Raw genomic sequence first — 19,783 nt, 5'->3', positions numbered from 1 at the left:
GGTTCCAACTGCTCAACGCGGGCAAATTCATTATCCCTTCCGTTTTTAACAGTCTCGTTTAATTATCTTTACACCTGCATTCGCATAATTTCGTTGTAGGCATCAATTACTTTTCTTTGTACCTGTACGCCGGTTTCCAGTGTAATACTTGCTTTTTGAGCTGAGATCATTACATCATGAAGGTTCTCCACATTACCGTTTGCTAATCCTTCTGTCTGCTTGTCTGATTCTAATTGAATATGATTCAAATCCTCTATAGCATTTTTTAACATGGAAGAGAAATTACTTTGTACTTCGTTTGGAGTTATACGTGAAGGTTGTTCATTTCCAATTTGATTTAATGAAGGGAAATTAGTCCCAGCTATATTCATTCCACTATACCACCTTTATTTTAGTTTCTTCCTATCTCTAATGCTTTCATCAGCATTCCTTTGCTGGCATTGAAAGCTGTCACATTTGCTTCATAAGAACGGGAAGCACTCATCATATCGACCATTTCTTTTAAAGGATCCACATTTGGCATTTCTACGTAGCCATCCTCATCTGCATCAGGATGTTCCGGATTATATACTAGCTCAAATGGCGTCTGGTCCTCAACAATTCCTGTGGCTCTCACACCACCGCCAGAGTCATTGGCACCTTCAGCATTTTTTAACATTTGCTTAAATGAAGGCTGTTCCGTACCAAAAGTAACCATTTTCCGGCGATACGGTTCGAATTCCCCATCTGCATTTTGTGTAGCCCGGGTTGTCTGCGCATTTGCCAAATTGGAAGATACTAAATCCATGCGCAATCTTTGGGATGTTAAGCCGCTTGCACTGGTATTCATTGACTGAAAGATAGACAATTTTAATTTCCTCCTCGAATAACGGATTGTAAACTGCTGAATTTCCCATTCATACGATCAATAAGACTATTATAATAGATTTGATTTTTAGCCAGTTCTGACATTTCTTTATCAATATCGACATTATTACCGTTATGATTATATGTAGTTGATGAATCTTTCATAATACGAAAAGGTTTATTTTCTCCTTCATTAAAGTCCAAATGACGTTCATTCGTCTTATTTGCCTGAAGAGCGCCCATCTCGTTTTCTAAAGCAGATTTAAAGCTTACTTTTTCAGCCTTATAATTCGGTGTATCTGCATTTGAAATGTTATTGGAAATAGCATTATTCTTTGCAGAAGCATACTGTATCGAATTTTCTAACCGGCTAATCGTTCCACTAAATAAATCCATTTGTATTTCACACCTTCTTTTTTAACATTAACACCCATAAATGATATTCATTATACGAATTAATTTTAAATTAAGTGATTGATAAAGTCTATGCAATTTCTACATAATTCTTGACAATTCTCAAAATGAATCCTTAAGACTAGAACAAAACACCTAATATCTTGATGATTCATGATAAATTATTACAAAATAACACAGAAAAGAAAGCTATATATCGAAAAATGATTAAAAACAGGTAATTAGACCTCTTTTTTCATTCTACCCTTTCCAGCCAAGGAATTCAATATACTCATTTTAATTTTCATTTAAATCTAATTTACTATAAATATATATTTATTTCTCAACACATATTAGAAAGCTTCCTTTCTCACTTTATGTTGCGCATGAAGACTTTTACACCGTTAAAATATTTCTTTCAAACAACTGTTAACCCATCCCGCCCTTTGTTGCCAAATTCATAGCAAAGAACAATTAAATCAGTTTCATCCATCATAGGCCGTGCGGAGAAAGTTCGGGTTTTTTCCGCACAAAAAAAGCAGAGAAGGATTCTTCCTCCACTGCTTATTTCAGTTTATTTAGCGTGTACGGATTTTTTCCAGTTCTACTAAGAACTTATCATTTAATACTTTAATATAAGTTCCTTTCATACCCAGAGAGCGGGACTCGATAACCCCTGCGCTTTCCAGCTTACGAAGTGCATTAACAATTACAGAACGTGTAATTCCTACACGGTCAGCAATCTTACTTGCAACTAATAAGCCTTCTTTTCCGTTTAATTCTTCAAAAATATGATCAATTGCTTCTAACTCACTATAAGACAGAGAGCTGATCGCCATTTGTACAACAGCTTTGCTTCGTGCTTCCATTTCAATTTCTTCTGTTTTCTCATGAAGTATTTCCATACCTACTACAGTTGCACCATATTCAGCCAATAATAAATCATCATCATTAAATGTTTCATTTACGCGGCCAATGATTAACGTACCCAGGCGTTCTCCGCCACCGATAATTGGAACGATTGTAGTGTAGCCGTCTTTAAATAATTCTTTATTTTCAACAGGAAATACGGTGTGCTTGTTGTCGATATCAAGGTTTGCAGTAGTCTCACGGATTTCCTGTAATCCCTCAGTATATTCTGCAGGAAATTGCTTTTCTTCAAGCATGGATTTCATACGATCATTTTCTACCTCTTGATTTACTGCTACACCTAATAATTTTCCGCGTCTGCTAACAATATAGACATTCCCGCGAATCACGTCACGTAATGACGCTGACATTTCATTAAAGTTTACTGACTTTCCTGTTGCTGTTTGTAGCATTGCATTAATTTTTCTTGCTCTAGTTAATAAATCCATTTGATATTCCTCCATTTTAGAATTTTAAATTATAGTATAAATTGACTGAGATCCTTGTTTTGAGCAATAGTCGAAAGCTTATCATTAACATATCCTCCGGTAATTTCAACTTCTGTCATTGAAATATCAGGAGCTTCATAGGACAGGTCTTCTAATAATTTTTCTAAGATAGTGTGCAATCTGCGTGCTCCAATGTTGTCTGTATCCTGGTTCACATCAAAAGCAATTTGCGCAAGTCTTTCTATAGCTTCGTCCGTAAATTTAAGTTTTATACCTTCTGTTTCCAGCATTTTCTTATATTGTTTTAATAAAGCATTGGAAGGCTCTGTTAAAATTTGCTTGAATTCATTGATTGTAAGCTTTTCTAATTCTACACGAATCGGAAATCTGCCTTGCAGTTCGGGAATCAGATCCGAAGGCTTCGACATATGAAAAGCTCCTGCTGCAATAAATAGGATATGATCCGTTTTTAATGCTCCATGCTTGGTGACAATGGTTGATCCTTCCACAATCGGCAGGATATCTCTTTGTACACCTTCTCTGGAAACATTGGCAGAGCCTTCCTGTTTACCTGCTACTTTATCAATTTCATCAATAAAAATAATACCTGTTCGTTCAGAGCGTTTAATAGCTTCCTGTGTGACCTCATCCATGTCGACAAGCTTTTGTGCCTCTTGCTGAGTCAAGACTTTTCTCGCCTCTGAAACAGTTAGTTTACGTTTCTTTTTCTTTTTAGGCATGAACTGACCAAAAGCATCCTGCATATTCATCCCCATTTGTTCCATTCCCGAACCTTGCAGCATGTCAAACATAGATGGCGGAATTTCTTCCACTTCAATAGAAACGTAATGGTCTTCCAACTCGCCTAAAGCCAGCTGGTGGGCTATCCGCTTTCTCTTTGATTTAATTTCTGATTCTTCATTAGAAGTATCATCTTCTTGATCTTCATCCGAATCAGAAGCTTGAAACAGCATCTCAAAAGGATTTTTCACAGAATTTTTAGATTTGGTTTGAGGGACAAGCAATTTTATAAGCTTTTGGTTTGCTTCTTGTTCCGCAGACTCCATAACATCTTCCATCTTTTCTTCTTTCACCATTCGAACAGCATTTTCAACTAAATCACGAACCATTGATTCAACATCTCTGCCGACATAACCAACTTCTGTAAACTTCGTCGCTTCTACCTTAATAAAGGGTGCACCGGTCAGCTTGGCAAGACGTCTTGCAATTTCTGTCTTTCCTACACCTGTCGGCCCGATCATTAAAATATTTTTGGGCACAACTTCATCCTGAAAATCTTCGTCCAGCTTCATACGTCTATAACGATTTCTAAGAGCCACAGCCACAGATTTCTTAGCCTGATTCTGCCCTATAATGTACCGATCTAACTGAGTCACAATTTGCTTTGGCGTTAAGTCTGCCGTCATCAAAAGTATCCTCCCTTATCAAGACTTCATTAAAAACATGAAATCACTTTAAAAAAGATGTTCATAAAGTCACCAGCCTATCATTTGGGCTGAGTAAGCGCAACCTCAAATGATAGGCTGCGAAACCTTTAGTTGACGTTTTTTAAAACACTTCGTTAAAGTTTTATTCCAATACCTCTAATGTAATCTGATCATTGGTAAACACACAAATATCTCCCGCAATTTCTAATGCCGTCTGCGCAATTTCAGCAGCAGACAACTGAGGTGCTTTTTGCTGCAACGCTCTGCCGGCACTTAACGCATAATTGCCACCAGATCCAATAGCTAAAATACCATCGTCCGGTTCGATAACTTCACCTGTGCCGGATACAAGGTACATATTTTCTCTATTCATTACTATCAGCATAGCCTCCAGCTTCCTAAGAACCTTATCAGAACGCCATTCTTGCGCTAATTCAACAGCTGCTCTTGTCAAATTTCCATTAAAAGCCTGTAACTTATTTTCGAATTTCTCAAACAGCGTGAAAGCATCTGCAACAGAGCCGGCAAATCCTGCCAGAACTTTACCATTATATAAAGTTCTTACTTTCTTTGCAGTATGCTTCATAATAACAGCATTACCCAATGTAACCTGGCCGTCACCGCTCATTGCACACTTTCCATTATGCTGCACTGCAAATATAGTTGTGGCATGCATCCCAGAATCCATATATCCACCTCACCTAATTTTTAATAGTAAAGTAAGCATACAATTTTGCAGAATTTATTTCTGTTTCGAGAATAGCCGCATCCAGCTCCGAGCGCCCAACAACAACTACCGCAACTTCCCTCAGCTCCGTACGATAAGTCAGCATCGGTTTAAAGGAAAGGAAGGCCGACTAAAAACAGGCTGAAGCCTAACGTCGACATACCCCTAAAGGGGCATGTTTCCTTTATCTCCTACGTCTCAGTCCAGTTCGTACGTTGCTGAATAGGTGCTCTCCGCTTTAGATTCTCACTCACTTGCGCGCGGATGGCTTTTCATATAAGCCTTCTTCAAATGCTCTTTAGAGACATGTGTATATATTTGTGTAGAGGATAAACTTTCATGCCCTAACAATTCCTGTACTGACCTTAAATCTGCCCCTTCATTCAGCATATGTGTTGCAAATGTATGCCTGAGTTTATGGGGATGTATTTGAATATTTAAAGAAGCTTTTTCTACTATTTTATTCAACACAGTACGAATGCCTCTTGTTGTTATCGGATTTCCTCTTGCATTTAGAAATACATTCTCTGTCATGTTATTTGATTTATTCAGTAAATTTTTCCTTCCATTAATCAAATACTTTTTTAAAGCAGCTTCTGCAAAACTGCCAAAAGGAACATAACGCTCTTTACGCCCTTTTCCTCTGACAAAAATAGTTCCTATTGAAAAATCAATATCCTGCAGCTGCAGCTGCTGACATTCACTGACACGGATCCCGGTTCCATACAAAACCTCCAGCAGTGCCTGGTCACGCTGCCCTAAATCCGTCATCAAATCATTTACACGAAAAAGATTCTCCAGCTCTTCTTCATAAAAAAAACCGGGTACAGGCTTTTCTGTTCTAGGCAGTGTAAGCTGTATAAACGGATTCACCACAACGAGCTTCTCCCGTTCTAAAAAACGGTAAAAGCTTCGAAGGGAAGATATTTTTCTGGAAACAGACCTTCTGCTTAATGAAGCATCATATAATTCTGTAAGAAATATCCGGACTTCCCGATAACTTACTTCTTTTAAATCATTTACATCTTCTCTTTGCATAAAAGCTTCGAATGTTTCTAAATCGCTCCGATAATATTGCACAGTATACGGTGAGGCATTTTTTTCAATTTGTAAATACTCTATAAATTGATCTATATATGCTTTTAATTCCACAAAGAATTCACCTCATCATCGTATAACGGATAAAGCATAGCATAATCCATATAAGAATGCAATGAATTTAACGCAATTGTAATAAAATTCTGAAAGGTGTTTACGGTTAAGAAAATTCAATGAAATGAAGAAACATTTAATCAGGTAATTAGAAGTTATATACATCCCCGCTATATTTATTTTTCTGCGGATAGCTTGAAGAGAATCATCAGCTATGATGGAAGATTCTCTAGGGCAAAGGGATGTAAACAACTGTTCAAATAATCTGGGGCAATATTTTCATTTAGCTTATCGTTTATCTTCTGTAAAGGTAATTACCTTACCAACTAGTGATTATAATAACAAATGTATTTTTAGTCAACTTTAATGTTCTTATATTTGTTATTACATTTAAGATTAGATTGTTATATTCTTTATTCACAATAAAAATAGCTAATTAAATAATTAGCTATTTTTGTGCAACTTCCTTATATTCACAATTGGAGCATTGAACTTGTGTTTCTTTTTTACTTTTCTTTTCAACAAGCATGGAGTTACACTTCGGACAGCTTCTGGCAATAGGTTTATCCCACGAAACAAAATCACATTCTGGAAATTGGTCGCAGCCATAGAATGTTCTTTTTTTCTTTGATTTTCTTTCTACTACTTCGCCTTTATGACACTTCGGGCAGGTGACACCAATTTTCTTTAAGATAGGCTTTGTATTTCTGCAATCAGGAAAATTGGAACACGCCAGAAACTTACCGTATCTGCCCATTTTATAAACCATCTCATGTCCGCATTCTTCACAGGTAATACCAGCAGGCTCATCGCGTATTTCTACCTTCTCCATTTCAGCATCTGCTTTTTCAAGCCGTTTGCTGAAATCTTGATAAAAGTCATCAATAATTTGAATCCAGGCAGTTTTTCCTTCTTCTACAGAGTCTAAATCAGTCTCCATTTTTGCAGTGAATTCTGCATCAATTACTTCCGGGAAAAATTCTTCTACGAGTTCACAGACAATAGTACCCAGCTCAGTAGGAACAAATCGTTTATTATCAATAGATACATAACCTCTGCGTTGAATCGTATCTAAAGTCGGTGCGTAAGTAGATGGACGGCCGATACCCATCTCTTCCATTGTTTTCACCAGTCTCGCATCTGTATAGCGTGGCGGCGGCTGGGTAAAATGCTGATTCGGTTTCACTTCTTTGGATTCAACCTTCGTGCCTTCTTCCAAGTCCGGCAGTATTTTATCTTCCACTTTTTTGTTATCGTCATTACCTTCTACATAGACCTTCATAAAGCCTTTAAACTTTATTTTTGAACCGGTTGCACGAAACTCTACTCCGTTATTCAACAGGTGCACCGTCATTGTATCCATCACTGCCGGCGCCATTTGACTCGCAACAAAACGTTCCCAGATCAACTTATACAGCCGCAGCTGGTCTCTTGATAAAATATTCTTTAATGCTTTTGGATCACGCAAGGTTGACGTCGGGCGAATTGCTTCATGCGCATCCTGGGCGCCGCTCTTATTTTTGACAGGACCCTGTTTGCCCAGGAAGTTTTCCCCGTAATTCTCTTTAATATAGTCTTTAACTTCTTCTTTAGCTCCATCTGAAATCCGCGTGGAGTCGGTACGCATATATGTGATTAAACCTGTAATTCCGCCTGAAGAACGTCCCAGGTCAATTCCTTCATATAATTGTTGAGCAATCATCATGGTTTTCTTTGCCCGGAAGTTAAGCTTTCTTGCCGCTTCCTGTTGAAGGGATGAAGTAGTAAATGGATGTGCTGGATTTCGCTTTCTTTCCTTTTTCTTCACACTTTGAATAGTGAATTCTTTACCATCCAGCTTCTTCTTAACCTCTTCTACATCATCTTTTGTTTTAAGCTTTGTTTTTTTGCCATCAACACCGTAAAAAGCACCTTCAAACGTTTCGTTACCTTTTGCAAATACTCCATCAATAGACCAGTATTCTTCCGGTTTGAAATTCTCAATTTCTTTTTCTCTATCAATAATCATTTTCAAAGCAACAGACTGTACGCGTCCGGCACTCAATCCTTTTTTCACTTTCTTCCATAGTATTGGGCTGATATTATAGCCTACTAACCGATCGAGAACACGGCGGGCCTGCTGCGCATCAACTAAGTCTAAATCAATTGGCCGCGGATGCTTAAAAGATTCTTTAATGGCATCCTTTGTAATTTCATTAAAAACAACCCGGCACTTTGAGTTTTCATCAACATTTAAAACATGTGCTAAATGCCATGCAATTGCTTCTCCCTCACGATCCGGATCGGCTGCGAGAAAGATTTTTTTTGCTTTTTTTGCTGATTTTCTTAAATCTTTAAGTATATCCCCTTTTCCGCGGATGGTAATATACTTCAATTTATAATTTTCTTCAACGTCTACTCCCATTTGACTCTTTGGCAAATCCCGAAGATGTCCCATAGAAGCTTTTACTGTATATTTTTTTCCTAAATATCGTTCAATCGTTTTTGCTTTCGCTGGCGACTCAACGATAACGAGATAATCTGACATGTACGTTCCTCCCATAATGAGGTTGACAATTTACGAATAGAAATCGCTCCTAATAATATAGATAGAATACGATTTTGTCAAACACTATTTATTGAATAATTGAAAATAATAATTCCACTCTGTGTAAATATCCTCGGCTGATTGTATTAATTTTGCGCCATTTTGAATGAGCTCATTACAACCTGTGCACTGTTTTAAAAGCGGACTGCCCGGTACAGCGAACACATCCCTTCCTTGATCCAGAGCTTGGTCAACAGTAATCATTGTTCCACTCTTCTTCATTGCCTCAATAACTAGAGTCCCCATTGTCAAACCACTTATAATCCGATTTCTTTCTGGAAAATGATATTTTTGAGGCGGCTGATCAGGAGGGTATTCTGACAGAACCAGTCCTTCTCTTGCTATTTGCTGGTACAGAGAAATATGCTCTCGCGGATATATCGAATGAAATCCGCTACCCAGAACAGCAATCGTATTCCCTCCCCGCTCTAATGTCAACCGATGTGCCATACTGTCAATCCCTCTGGCCATCCCGCTGATAATAACCCAATTGGCGTCAATAAGAGGGGTTACTGCAAAGTGAAGCTTTCTAAAAGCTTCATTAGATGGATTCCTTGTACCAATAACACTAAGCGCCGGCTGTTTTTTTAAAAGGTCAGGATTTCCTGCTCCATATAAAACGAGCGGTGCGTCTTTAATTGTATTTAACATATCGGGATAATATTCGTCAACCAATGTGATGATATGATATTCTCTTATTTCTGCCAAAATCTTCTTTTTTAAAAGCTTGTTATGGAGGTCTTTCAAGAGGATTTGTGCTTTTTTCTGAGGAATTCGAATAATTTTTGACAATTCTTGAGAGGAGATTTGATAAATTTTTTTTAATTCAGGATCCAGTCTGATCCATTTTCGGATAAAAGCGCGCGATGCATAACGGCATCGGCTGAGATGAATAAAGTCTAGACGATCAATATGATAATTCAATGCATATAATTCCCCTTTCACCTAAAATGAGAAGCCTGGACAGAATCTTGCCTCTATCTGGCAGTTAGATAGAGGCTTCATATTCTGACAGGCTTCTTTAAAACATATTATAACCGTTTTAGTGTGTTTTACATTTTTCTTCCAGGCCTTTTTCTTTTAATGCTGCAATCATTGTTTCTCCCATGACAGCTGGTGTATCTGCTACTTTAATACCGCAAGACTCCATAACACGGATTTTTTCATCAGCTGTCCCTTTTCCTCCGGAGATAATCGCACCGGCATGACCCATGCGTTTTCCTGGAGGTGCTGTTACACCGCCGATAAATCCGACAACAGGTTTTGTCATATTGGCTTTAACCCATTCAGCAGCTTCTTCTTCTGCTGTACCGCCGATTTCTCCAATCATAATAACAGCTTCTGTTTCAGGGTCTTTGTTAAACTCATCTAACACATCGATGAAGTTTGTCCCATTAACAGGATCGCCGCCAATACCAACTGCTGTTGTTTGTCCGTATCCAGCTTCTGTTAATTGATGCACTGCTTCATAAGTTAATGTACCAGAGCGGGAAACAACTCCGATATGGCCTTTTTTATGGATATATCCAGGCATAATGCCAATTTTTGTTTCATCTGCAGTGATGACACCTGGGCAGTTAGGTCCGACAAGGCGTGTTTTCTTGCCTTCCATATAACGTTTTACTTTGACCATATCCATTACCGGAATATGTTCTGTAATACAGATAACCAAATCTAGCTCTGCATCTGTTGCTTCAATAATTGCATCTGCAGCAAAAGGTGCCGGTACATAGATAACAGATGCAGTTGCCCCAGTAGCTTTTACAGCATCTTCAACTGTATTAAAAACAGGAACCCCTTCTACTTCTGTACCTGCTTTTTTAGGAGTAACACCGCCAACAATTTTTGTACCATATTCTAACATTTGCTTTGTATGGAAACGTGCAGTTCCACCTGTAATCCCTTGGACTATTACTTTTGTATCTTTATTAATATAAACACTCATTCTAAGTCCGCCCTTTCCTATTATACGTCCTTTATTTGTAAGTAATCATACGGTAACTACTTCATTTCACTGCTGCAACAATTTTTTCTGCGCCGTCTGCCATAGAAGCTGCAGAAGTAATATTCAGACCTGATTCATCTAAAATTTGTTTTCCGCGCTCTACGTTTGTACCTTCTAAACGAACAACTAACGGAATAGTTAAACCGATTTGTTTGGTTGCTTCTACAACACCCTCAGCAATGACATCACATTTCATAATTCCGCCAAAAATGTTTACAAAAATTCCTTTTACATTTTTGTCTGAAAGAATGATTTTAAATGCTTCTGTTACTTTTTCAGCTGTAGCACCGCCCCCCACATCAAGGAAGTTAGCCGGATCACCGCCATAGTGTTTAATAATGTCCATTGTAGACATTGCTAAACCGGCACCATTTACCATACATCCGATATTTCCATCTAAAGAGACATAGCTCAGGTCATACTTGGAAGCTTGTATTTCTTTTTCATCTTCTTCACCTAAATCACGTAATTCCGCTATATCCGGATGACGGTAGAGTGCATTATCATCAAAGTTTAATTTTGCATCTAATGCAAGCACTTCATTATCACCTGTTGTTACAAGCGGATTAATTTCTGCAATAGAGCAATCCTTTGCAACAAAAGCTTCATATAATGCTGTCATAAATTTAACTGCTTTACCTAGTAATTCATTCGGAATATTAATATTAAATGCCAGTCTTCTAGCTTGATAAGGTGATAAACCGACAACAGGATCAATCACTTCTTTGAAGATTTTTTCAGGTGTTGCTTCTGCCACCTCTTCAATTTCTGTGCCGCCTTCTTCAGACGCCATCATAACAACTCTGGACGTTGCACGGTCAAGAACTACCCCTACGTAATATTCTTTTTGAATATCACAGCCTTCTTCGATAAGTAAACGTTTTACTTCTGTACCGTCAGGACCGTTCTGATGTGTTACAAGTGTTTTTCCTAAAATTTCATCCGCATATGTACGAACTTCCTCCAGGCTCTTCGCAACCTTTACACCACCAGCTTTCCCACGTCCACCTGCATGGATTTGTGCTTTGACAACGGTTACAGGTGAGCCAAGCTTTTCTGCAGCTTCTACAGCTTCGTCAACTGAATAGGCAACATGACCGTTCGGAACTTTTACACCAAATTCCCGTAAAACTTGCTTACCTTGGTACTCATGAATGTTCATCTTCCATCCTCCTATCAAAATCAATGCAATACTATTGTATTAAAAATATAATAAATAAACAAGAAATAGGGAATACAAATTCAATATTATTTCTCTATTTCATTTTGAATGGGCAGCTTACCTGCTATTTTCTTTTCTAGTTTGCTGATCTGCCCGATAAATAAAGGCAAACACCTCTGACACTACTTGAAACAACTCCTCCGGAATCTTTTCATTAATATCCAGTTCTCCCAGAAGTTCTACTAAAGTCGGATCCTCTAAAATTGGTATATTGTGCTCAATAGCTCTTTCTATGATTTCTTCAGCCAGAAATCCTTTCCCGGATGCTGTCACTTTTGGGGCATCGTCCATATTTTGTTCATAGCTTAAGGCTACTGCTTTTTTACGTTTTTCATTCACACTCGAAAATCCACCTTTCCCTGACCGGCCATTTCATCAGCTTTTCTTCCTGGCTGATGCTGCTGTCTATCAGCTTCTGTATAAGGCTTACAGACAATAGAAGCTATCTGATAATTTATTTGCTCCAGCGCTTTCTGCAGATTGGGTCGAAATTTGTCTATTAACACCGGTGTAGTAGATTGATCATTATAAATAGTAATAGATAGTGCCTTCTTTTGAACATGAAGGTCAATGATTGTCTCTTTCATACTTTGCAGCTGCAAATCAAAAATAATACGGCAATATTCAGGATCAATGTTTCCGTCAGCTGTTTTCTTTCCTTCAAAATGCAGGTCAATATCCTTCGATAACCCCAGCTTTTGACTTGGTATTTGTATATTCGCCTGAACAAAATAATTGCTGTCATGTATGTTATTTAATTGCATGCCATTTAAAAAGTGTACCAGCTGCTGTGCATTTTCCCGCCCCGTCCCGCCACTGTTATTCTGAAGCATTTCCAGTAATAAATGCTTCATCTGCATAGAGCTTGCATCTTCTGTTTTTAACGAGCTTTCTGCATTTAAACCGGCATCACGAAGAACCCACTGCAGCTGGTGCAGGAATTGCTCCTTTGGATTATTGCTTATATTTTCATTTGACGCTGTCCAAATATTCATAAGCCGTTCCAATGCTTGATAACTTTTCGGCTCCATTAATGTTTCCAGTAACGGAAGTACCGCACCTGCGTTTCCTTGTGTAATCTTGTTATGACTTGAAAAATAATGTGGAAATTGAGCTGCTAAATTTGCTTTGGGATGCAAAGAAGGATCAGTCCCTTGCATTATTGCTCCATGTAACGCTTTAACTTCTGTCATTAATTGCATTTTATTCCCTAAAATAGACTGCAGCTGCTCCCTTGCTTCTTCAAAGCTTACAGTAAACGGCGGAGTTACTGTTCCCTGATTTTGTACTCCGGGAGGATTCCATTGCTGTAATGCATTAGCCCAGCTTTGTTTGTCGAGTGCTTTTGAAACAAAACCAAGGTCCTGCAAAAGAGGGAATAGTGTTGGTTTTGCCTGTTTTGCATCTGCGGTCAGCACTATTTTCAACGCTTTTTCATTAGAAAATTCCAAAATATTCATAAGCCGCTCTAATACTTGATAATTTTTAGGTTCTGATAAAGCTTCAACAGCCTGACGGGCAGCTCCCTGATCTGCTTTTACATGGTTTGTAAAATATTGCTGCAATTGGGCCGCCAGATTCGGCCTGTCCTGTACTGGAACAGTGCTTCTCTGTGCAGTGTTGGCTTCCGTTATCAACTGCTGCTGATTTGCTAGGATAGATTTAATCTGTTTCTTCATTCCTTCAAAGCTGACAGTAAATGGTGCAGCTGCTGCTTGATCTTGGGAGACTGGTTGGCCCCATTGCTGTAAAGTATTCATCCACCCCTGTTTATTCAGCGCTTTGGAAACGAGACCAAGTCTTTGAAGAAGTAGAAATAAAACAGGTTTTTCCTGTTGTATATCAGCAGTCAAAACTGCACGTACTGCACTTTCTTCAGATACAAAACCTTTTAAAACATGCTCTAAATTAGCTTGCAACATTGGCTGCTGACCGGGTGAAAGTGAGCGCTGAAGTACGGCTAAACTTTCACCTAAATCACCGTTCTGATAAGCTTGCACTGCCTGGAAAGAAGCTGCTGTTACCGGGATACGCAATTTCATTAATTGCATTAAAATGGGCTGAGCCTGCCGCACTGCAATTTTATTATTCTGGATATATTGAATTGCCTGCAGCAGATCCCTCCTCTGCATCGGGATCTGTTCTCTGACAAGCATACTGACCATTTGAGAAGACAGCCCGGTTTCTTTTATACCAAGCTGTTGCAGCAGATTACCAATTAATTGTTTGCCATTTTGCTGTTCACCTGTCATTACTTTCAATTCTGGCATTTTTCCTTCATTGGATGTTACTTGAAAAAAATACTTCCCTCCAACCGAAAGAGAAGCTTCAAGCTGAGCAATAAGCTGATTGCTTTGCATTTGAATGGCTGCTTTATGATTTGGGTAGAGCTGTTTTACAGTGCCTTGTAAAACATCCCCTGTTTTTAAATTGTTAAGCAGGCTTGCTTTTGATGAATCCAATAATTTTCCCGCCGTTGTGTTTCCTTGAATCCTCATAGCTTCTCCTCTTTTTCTTTATCATTTTCCAATAGTCTTAATTGGTGCAAATGATCTTCTGTGATAGGGTGTCACTCCAAATTCGGCTAACCCGTCTAAATGGACTTTTGTGCCATATCCCATATTTTTGTCAAATCCATATCCGGGAAATTCCTTATGCAGTTCCTTCATAAACTGATCACGGGCCACCTTCGCCAAAACACTGGCAGCTGCAATACTGATGCTTGACGCATCTCCCTTTATAATTGCTTCCTGAGAGCAGTTTAAATTCGGTAAATGGACTGCATCAATTAAAACATGATCAGGAGACGCTGTTAATCCAGCTATAGCTTCATACATTGCTTTTTTTGTCGCTTCATAAATGTTGATTTGGTCAATTACCTGATTATTTATAAATGAAATATGGTAACTGAGTGCATGCTCCTTAATATAAGCACTAAATTCTTCCCTTACATTTTCCTTTAGTTTCTTAGAATCATTTAAGCCTATTAATCGGAAATCTTTAGGGAGTATGACTGCTGCTGCAACAACCGGACCAGCAAGTGGACCTCTCCCTACCTCATCTACACCCGCGACCCGTTCTGCGCCATTTTGAAAAGCTTTTATCTCATATTGCTGCATTTCTTCAAACTGTTTTATCAAAAATGTCTCACGTTCTTTTTTCCGCTGATATGATTTTAAAAGTGTCTGTACACCTTTCCTATCATCCTGAACGAGTATTTCCCATTCTTCAGATGTCAAACTATCCTCATTAAGTAATCCTTTAATCTCAGCAATGGACTGCTTCTTCATAACTATCCTACTTTCTTATATTATCGTCATTTTATCAGACATATTAAGTTATCTTATTTTTTAAATAAGAAAATAGCCTACAAAGAACAATCCCTTGCAGGCTACTGGTTTAATAAAAATTATTTTTGGTTTATGTGAAGGCCTATGGATTTCCACAGAGTACTTATGGCTGTTCTAACGTAAATTTACCTAACTTTCCAGAACGTAAATCCTGAAGCACAATATCTGAAACTTTATCAAAATTCACATGTCCTCCACTTTCCAAAGCCCCGCGTTTTCTTCCTATTCCTTCAAATAACTCTACCATATCAGAGCTATCCTCAATGTCATAACGTTCCTTCAGAAGAGCGGGATATTTCTCAAACAGAAAACGAATAACAAATGCCGTTATATCCTGAAGAGGAAGCAGCTGGTCTTTTATCGTCCCTATTGCTGCAAGCCGGTATCCTACAATCTCTTCCTCAAATTTCGGCCATAAAATACCTGGTGTATCTAATAATTCAAAGTCTTTCTTTATCTTAATCCATAGCTGCTGCTTCGTAATTCCGGGGCGGTCCCCCGTCTTAGCAATTTTTTTACTGGCCAGCCGATTAATCAATGTAGATTTCCCTACATTTGGAATACCAACAATCATTGCTCTTGCAGGTCTCGGTTTAATTCCTTTCGCTTTCAGCTTATCCATTTTTTCCTGGCCCATTACTTTTGCCAGCTGTACAACCTGCTGAATATCTCCTTTTTGATTCACATCAACTGCAGCTGCTTGTACACCTTTTTTCTGGTAGCTTTCTACCCACTCAAGCGTTCTTGCCGGGTCAGCCAAATCCTTTTTCATCAAGAGAACCAGCTTCGGTTTTTGGCCTAAAACTTCCTGCAGCATTGGATTTTGTGAGGAGTAAGGGGCTCTTGCATCCACTAATTCAATGACAAAATCAACGAGTTTTAATTGCTCCTGTACTTCTCTCCGCGCTTTCGCCATATGACCGGGAAACCATTGTATAGGCATAGGGTTTTCTAACTCCTTTCGTGTCAAGCTTTCTGAGGCTTGGCTGTTACATTTCTTCGATCGATTCGCAAACATTGTACTTTCAAATTCAAATAAAACATTGTTTGCGTACTATTATTTGATCGCGCTTATTTACTGAAATGTATACGATCCAATGGCCAGTAGACGAATTTTGCTTTTCCGACAACCTCGTCCATCGGTACAACACCAATAATCCGGCTGTCTGTTGAATTGCTCCGGTTATCACCCATGACGAATACACTGTCCTCCGGAACTACTTCATATCCTTCTTCTAATTCTTCCAGCTTAAAATCATTCGTAAAGATCTGGTCGTTTAGAAACGGCTCGTCAATGGGCTCTCCATCTATATATAATACATTATCCTTTACTTCTACATGCTCTCCAGGCAAACCAATTATACGCTTGATAAAATCATTTTTCTCGGGTGCATGAAAAACAACTATATCAAATCGATCCGGCTCCCCAAGTGTGTAAGCAATTTTATTAACAATCATTTGATCACGGTCATGCAGGGTTGGCAGCATGGACGGCCCTTCGACAACGATAGGCGCAAATAAAAACATTCGCACAATGAATACAAATGCAACAGCAAGCAATATTGCTTTTATCCACTCCAACCATTCATTTTTTTTCTTTTTTTGCTCTTTCTCTGTCATCTGACTTCCTCCGATAACTTCAGTCTACCTTTTATTGTAGCTAGTAACCATTAGATAAACAACTTCTAAGTATTATTAATTTTTCCAAAGAAAGAAGAAAAATTAATAAACTGTTTTTTAAAAGGCGCATAATAGGTATAACGTTATTTAAAGTCTAATTTGCATCTAAGCTGATTATATTTTCCTATACAATGAAAAAGAGCTATTGCCAATATTGACATAGCCCCTTTTTATTAGTTTCATATTTCTCACTCGTTGATTAACGACGTTCTTTAATACGAGCTGCTTTTCCACGAAGGTTACGCAGATAGTAAAGCTTCGCACGACGTACGATACCGCGACGAGAAACTTCAATTTTATCAACTCTTGGTGAATGTAATGGGAAAGTACGTTCAACACCAACACCATAAGAAATTTTTCTTACTGTGAATGTTTCGCTGATTCCACCGTTTTGACGCTTAATTACAACACCTTCAAATACCTGAATACGTTCGCGAGTACCCTCAACAACCTTCACGTGAACCTTTAAAGTGTCACCAGGTCGAAAATCAGGGTGATCTGTACGCAATTGATCTTTTGTAACATCAGCAATAATTTGTTGCATGATTTTCACTCCTTCCAAACTAATGCTCATGCCCTTATTTGAACAGCGGAACATCGTTCTACATGCTTACACGCATATAAGCACAATTAATAATATAGCATATCCCGTTGTAAAGTACAACTATTTTTCGTTATTTTTTATTTCTCGAAGTATTTTTTTATCCGCTTCATCCAGCTCATGATTTTCTAATAAATCTGGCCGTCTCTGAACAGTCCGTTTCAAGGATTCCTTCTTTCTCCAGGCTTCAATATTGGCATGATTCCCTGATAACAATACATCTGGAACTTTCAACCCGCGAAAATCAGATGGACGGGTATAATGAGGATGCTCCAGTAACCCGGTTGAAAAAGAATCCTGCTGTGCTGATTCTTCATTCCCCAAGGCTTCTGGTAACAGCCTGATGACACTGTCAATAATAACCATTGCCCCTAACTCTCCGCCTGTTAAAACATAATCCCCGATAGAAATTTCATCTGTAACGAGATGCTCCCGAATCCGTTCATCATAACCTTCATAATGCCCGCAGATAAAAATAAGGTGATCTTCCCTGGCCAGTTCTTCTGCTTTCCCCTGTGTGTATGTTTCTCCCTGAGGGCATAATAAAACCACGCGGGGGGGTGATGCTTTTTCTTTTTTCACTGCTTCAACAGCATCAAATACAGGCTGTGGGGTCAGTACCATACCAGCTCCCCCGCCATAAGGATAATCATCCACTTTCTTATGTTTATGGGTGGAGTAGTTACGAAAATCAACAAGCTGATATGAAAATTGTTCCTTCTCTTTTGCTTTTTTTAAAATAGAACTCTCCATAACGCCATGAAACATCTCTGGAAAAAGTGTCAGAATATCAATATGCATCTAATCTAACATCCCTTCCATTAATTCCACGGAAATTGTACCTGCCTCGATGTCTACGTTTTTAACTACATCTTCAATATAAGGCAATAACAAATCTTTCTTGCCGGGTCTCTGTACTACCCATACATCATTTGCTCCAGGTGACAGTATTTCTTTTATTTTCCCTAAAGCTTCACCTTCTGTTGTCTCAACACTGCAGCCGATAATTTCATGATAATAATAAGCATCTTCTTCCAATTCTGCAGCCTGATTCTTATCAATATACAAATTCATGCCCTTCCACTTCTCAACATCATTAATATTTGTATATCCTTTAAAAGTAATCAAATCAAACCCTTTATGGATACGGTGTGAATCAATCGTTAACGTGGTATCCTTTTGTTCCGATGTAATAATCACTTTATTTCCAGGGGTAAAGCGCTCTTCAAAATCTGTGATACGCAAAACTTTTACCTCGCCGCGTATGCCATGTGTATTAACGATTTTACCAATTTTCAACTTTTCTGTATTCATATCTCTCACCTATTCTACTCATCAATTCGGATAACTTTATCATCTTTAATTACGATAGCCTGTTCCTTCATAACATGATGCCAATCAGAACCAACTTCGACCTCAACAAGAGCTTCAACCTCTTTTTCAACGATTTCGCTACCCATTTTTAATTCATCCAGCTGCTCTATTTTAAAATCCAATACCTTCATTTTTTCCTGTCGGTTTTTAATTTCCTGATTAAACCGTGTTTCCATATCTGAACGAACATTAACACTTTTATTTTTTAATTTTCGTATTTCAAATTGGAGCTGTTGACACTCTTGTTCAAGACGTAATTTATGATTATTAAAATTCTGGCGGATCTTTTCTTTGCTTTCTTCTGTTACTACTAGCTTGATGGGAACTTTTTTTATTAATTTCATCCAAATTCAGCTCCTGCCTGATAGATTCAAGTAACAAATGTGTAAAAAAGGGAAAGTTGAGCCCCTAAAAGCAGGGTCAGCTTTCCCTTTACCAGTGTATTCAAAAGGCTGAATGTATCAGCTCTTTGAATACGAACCTTACATAATATCCAAAAAAATGCGTTTATTACCACCAGTGTTCGCTGCATACACAACCGTACGTACCGCTTTAGCAATGCGTCCGTTTTTGCCAATGACTTTTCCGACATCATCCGGATGAACTGTTAAATGATAAATAACCTTTGAATCTTCTTCCGTTACTTTAATAACAATATCATCCGGATGATCTACTAATGAGGTAACAATCGATTTAATCAGGGCTTTCATGATATCACACTACTTATTTAGAATTTTTTTGTTCGTGAAATTTTTTCATGATGCCTTCGTTAGAGAATAAATTACGTACTGTATCGCTAGGTTTTGCACCTTTTGTCATCCAATCAAGTGCTTTTTCCTCATCTATTTTAACCTCAACCGGATTCACTACAGGATTGTAAGTACCGATTTGTTCGATAGAACGTCCGTCACGTGGAGAACGAGAGTCTGCTACTACAATACGATAGAATGGATTTCTTTTTGAACCCATACGTTTTAAACGAATTTTTACTGCCATGCTTTGCACCTCCAATAATTATGTTATCACAAGAATTGATTCTA

General features: G+C 38.3%; 22 protein-coding genes. All 22 read right to left on the bottom strand.

What is annotated here, in order from left to right:
* Positions 1-68: 68 nt before the first annotated feature.
* Positions 69-371: a flagellar hook-basal body complex protein FliE gene (fliE, locus tag BN1068_RS01965; protein ID WP_077601161.1), complete on the bottom strand. Its 303-nt coding sequence runs from the start codon at positions 369-371 to the stop codon at positions 69-71.
* Between the two features lie 20 nt (positions 372-391).
* Positions 392-847, bottom strand: coding sequence for a flagellar basal body rod protein FlgC (flgC, locus tag BN1068_RS01960; RefSeq protein WP_077601160.1), 456 nt, complete (start codon positions 845-847; stop codon positions 392-394).
* A gap of 2 nt (positions 848-849) precedes the next feature.
* Positions 850-1,242 carry a flagellar basal body rod protein FlgB gene (flgB, locus tag BN1068_RS01955; protein WP_077601159.1) on the bottom strand — a complete coding sequence of 131 codons (393 nt, stop codon included), beginning with the start codon at positions 1,240-1,242 and terminating at the stop codon, positions 850-852.
* Positions 1,243-1,817: 575 nt separating this feature from the next.
* The gene (codY, locus tag BN1068_RS01950; protein WP_077601158.1) at positions 1,818-2,597 is read right to left on the bottom strand and encodes a GTP-sensing pleiotropic transcriptional regulator CodY; all 780 of its coding nucleotides are present in this window, start codon (positions 2,595-2,597) and stop codon (positions 1,818-1,820) included.
* 29 nt (positions 2,598-2,626) lie between these two features.
* Positions 2,627-4,024 (bottom strand): ATP-dependent protease ATPase subunit HslU, encoded by a 1,398-nt coding sequence (hslU, locus tag BN1068_RS01945; protein WP_077601157.1) that lies wholly within the window; start codon positions 4,022-4,024, stop codon positions 2,627-2,629.
* A 163-nt stretch (positions 4,025-4,187) separates the two neighbouring features.
* A complete protein-coding gene (gene hslV, locus BN1068_RS01940; protein ID WP_077601156.1) occupies positions 4,188-4,733 on the bottom strand; it encodes an ATP-dependent protease subunit HslV in 546 nt (181 codons plus the stop codon).
* 285 nt (positions 4,734-5,018) lie between these two features.
* Positions 5,019-5,924: a tyrosine recombinase XerC gene (gene xerC, locus BN1068_RS01935; protein ID WP_077601155.1), complete on the bottom strand. Its 906-nt coding sequence runs from the start codon at positions 5,922-5,924 to the stop codon at positions 5,019-5,021.
* A gap of 448 nt (positions 5,925-6,372) precedes the next feature.
* Positions 6,373-8,451, bottom strand: coding sequence for a type I DNA topoisomerase (gene topA / locus BN1068_RS01930; protein ID WP_077601154.1), 2,079 nt, complete (start codon positions 8,449-8,451; stop codon positions 6,373-6,375).
* An 84-nt stretch (positions 8,452-8,535) separates the two neighbouring features.
* Positions 8,536-9,435, bottom strand: coding sequence for a DNA-processing protein DprA (dprA, locus tag BN1068_RS01925; RefSeq protein ID WP_254846683.1), 900 nt, complete (start codon positions 9,433-9,435; stop codon positions 8,536-8,538).
* 118 nt (positions 9,436-9,553) lie between these two features.
* Positions 9,554-10,456, bottom strand: a complete 903-nt coding sequence (gene sucD, locus BN1068_RS01920; RefSeq protein ID WP_077601153.1) for a succinate--CoA ligase subunit alpha — start codon at positions 10,454-10,456, stop codon at positions 9,554-9,556.
* A gap of 61 nt (positions 10,457-10,517) precedes the next feature.
* Positions 10,518-11,678, bottom strand: a complete 1,161-nt coding sequence (gene sucC / locus BN1068_RS01915; protein ID WP_077601152.1) for an ADP-forming succinate--CoA ligase subunit beta — start codon at positions 11,676-11,678, stop codon at positions 10,518-10,520.
* A gap of 117 nt (positions 11,679-11,795) precedes the next feature.
* Entirely contained in the window at positions 11,796-12,077 is a 282-nt protein-coding gene (locus tag BN1068_RS01910) for an EscU/YscU/HrcU family type III secretion system export apparatus switch protein (RefSeq protein WP_077601151.1), read from the bottom strand.
* A complete protein-coding gene (locus tag BN1068_RS01905) occupies positions 12,074-14,236 on the bottom strand; it encodes a hypothetical protein (RefSeq protein WP_077601150.1) in 2,163 nt (720 codons plus the stop codon). Before BN1068_RS01905 ends, BN1068_RS01910 begins: the two co-directional genes overlap by 4 nt.
* 21 nt (positions 14,237-14,257) lie before the next feature.
* Entirely contained in the window at positions 14,258-15,028 is a 771-nt protein-coding gene (locus BN1068_RS01900) for a ribonuclease HII (protein WP_077601149.1), read from the bottom strand.
* A 163-nt stretch (positions 15,029-15,191) separates the two neighbouring features.
* Positions 15,192-16,031: a ribosome biogenesis GTPase YlqF gene (gene ylqF / locus BN1068_RS01895; RefSeq protein ID WP_077601148.1), complete on the bottom strand. Its 840-nt coding sequence runs from the start codon at positions 16,029-16,031 to the stop codon at positions 15,192-15,194.
* A 128-nt stretch (positions 16,032-16,159) separates the two neighbouring features.
* Entirely contained in the window at positions 16,160-16,708 is a 549-nt protein-coding gene (lepB, locus tag BN1068_RS01890) for a signal peptidase I (RefSeq protein WP_077601147.1), read from the bottom strand.
* Between the two features lie 259 nt (positions 16,709-16,967).
* A complete protein-coding gene (rplS, locus tag BN1068_RS01885; RefSeq protein ID WP_077601146.1) occupies positions 16,968-17,312 on the bottom strand; it encodes a 50S ribosomal protein L19 in 345 nt (114 codons plus the stop codon).
* Positions 17,313-17,432: 120 nt separating this feature from the next.
* A complete protein-coding gene (gene trmD, locus BN1068_RS01880) occupies positions 17,433-18,170 on the bottom strand; it encodes a tRNA (guanosine(37)-N1)-methyltransferase TrmD (protein ID WP_077601145.1) in 738 nt (245 codons plus the stop codon).
* On the bottom strand, positions 18,171-18,683 hold the full coding sequence (gene rimM, locus BN1068_RS01875; protein WP_077601144.1) for a ribosome maturation factor RimM: 513 nt from the start codon (positions 18,681-18,683) through the stop codon (positions 18,171-18,173).
* Between the two features lie 14 nt (positions 18,684-18,697).
* Positions 18,698-19,087 carry a YlqD family protein gene (locus BN1068_RS01870; protein WP_077601143.1) on the bottom strand — a complete coding sequence of 130 codons (390 nt, stop codon included), beginning with the start codon at positions 19,085-19,087 and terminating at the stop codon, positions 18,698-18,700.
* 138 nt (positions 19,088-19,225) lie between these two features.
* On the bottom strand, positions 19,226-19,453 hold the full coding sequence (locus BN1068_RS01865) for a KH domain-containing protein (RefSeq protein ID WP_077601142.1): 228 nt from the start codon (positions 19,451-19,453) through the stop codon (positions 19,226-19,228).
* Positions 19,454-19,466: 13 nt separating this feature from the next.
* Complete coding sequence (gene rpsP, locus BN1068_RS01860; RefSeq protein WP_040980064.1) at positions 19,467-19,739, bottom strand: 30S ribosomal protein S16; 273 nt, start codon at positions 19,737-19,739, stop codon at positions 19,467-19,469.
* Positions 19,740-19,783 lie beyond the last annotated feature (44 nt).

The sequence above is a fragment of the Oceanobacillus sojae genome, from assembly GCF_900162665.1.
In the GTDB taxonomy this organism is placed as follows: domain Bacteria; phylum Bacillota; class Bacilli; order Bacillales; family Amphibacillaceae; genus Oceanobacillus; species Oceanobacillus sojae_A.
This window is presented reverse-complemented; position numbering and strand designations above follow the sequence as displayed.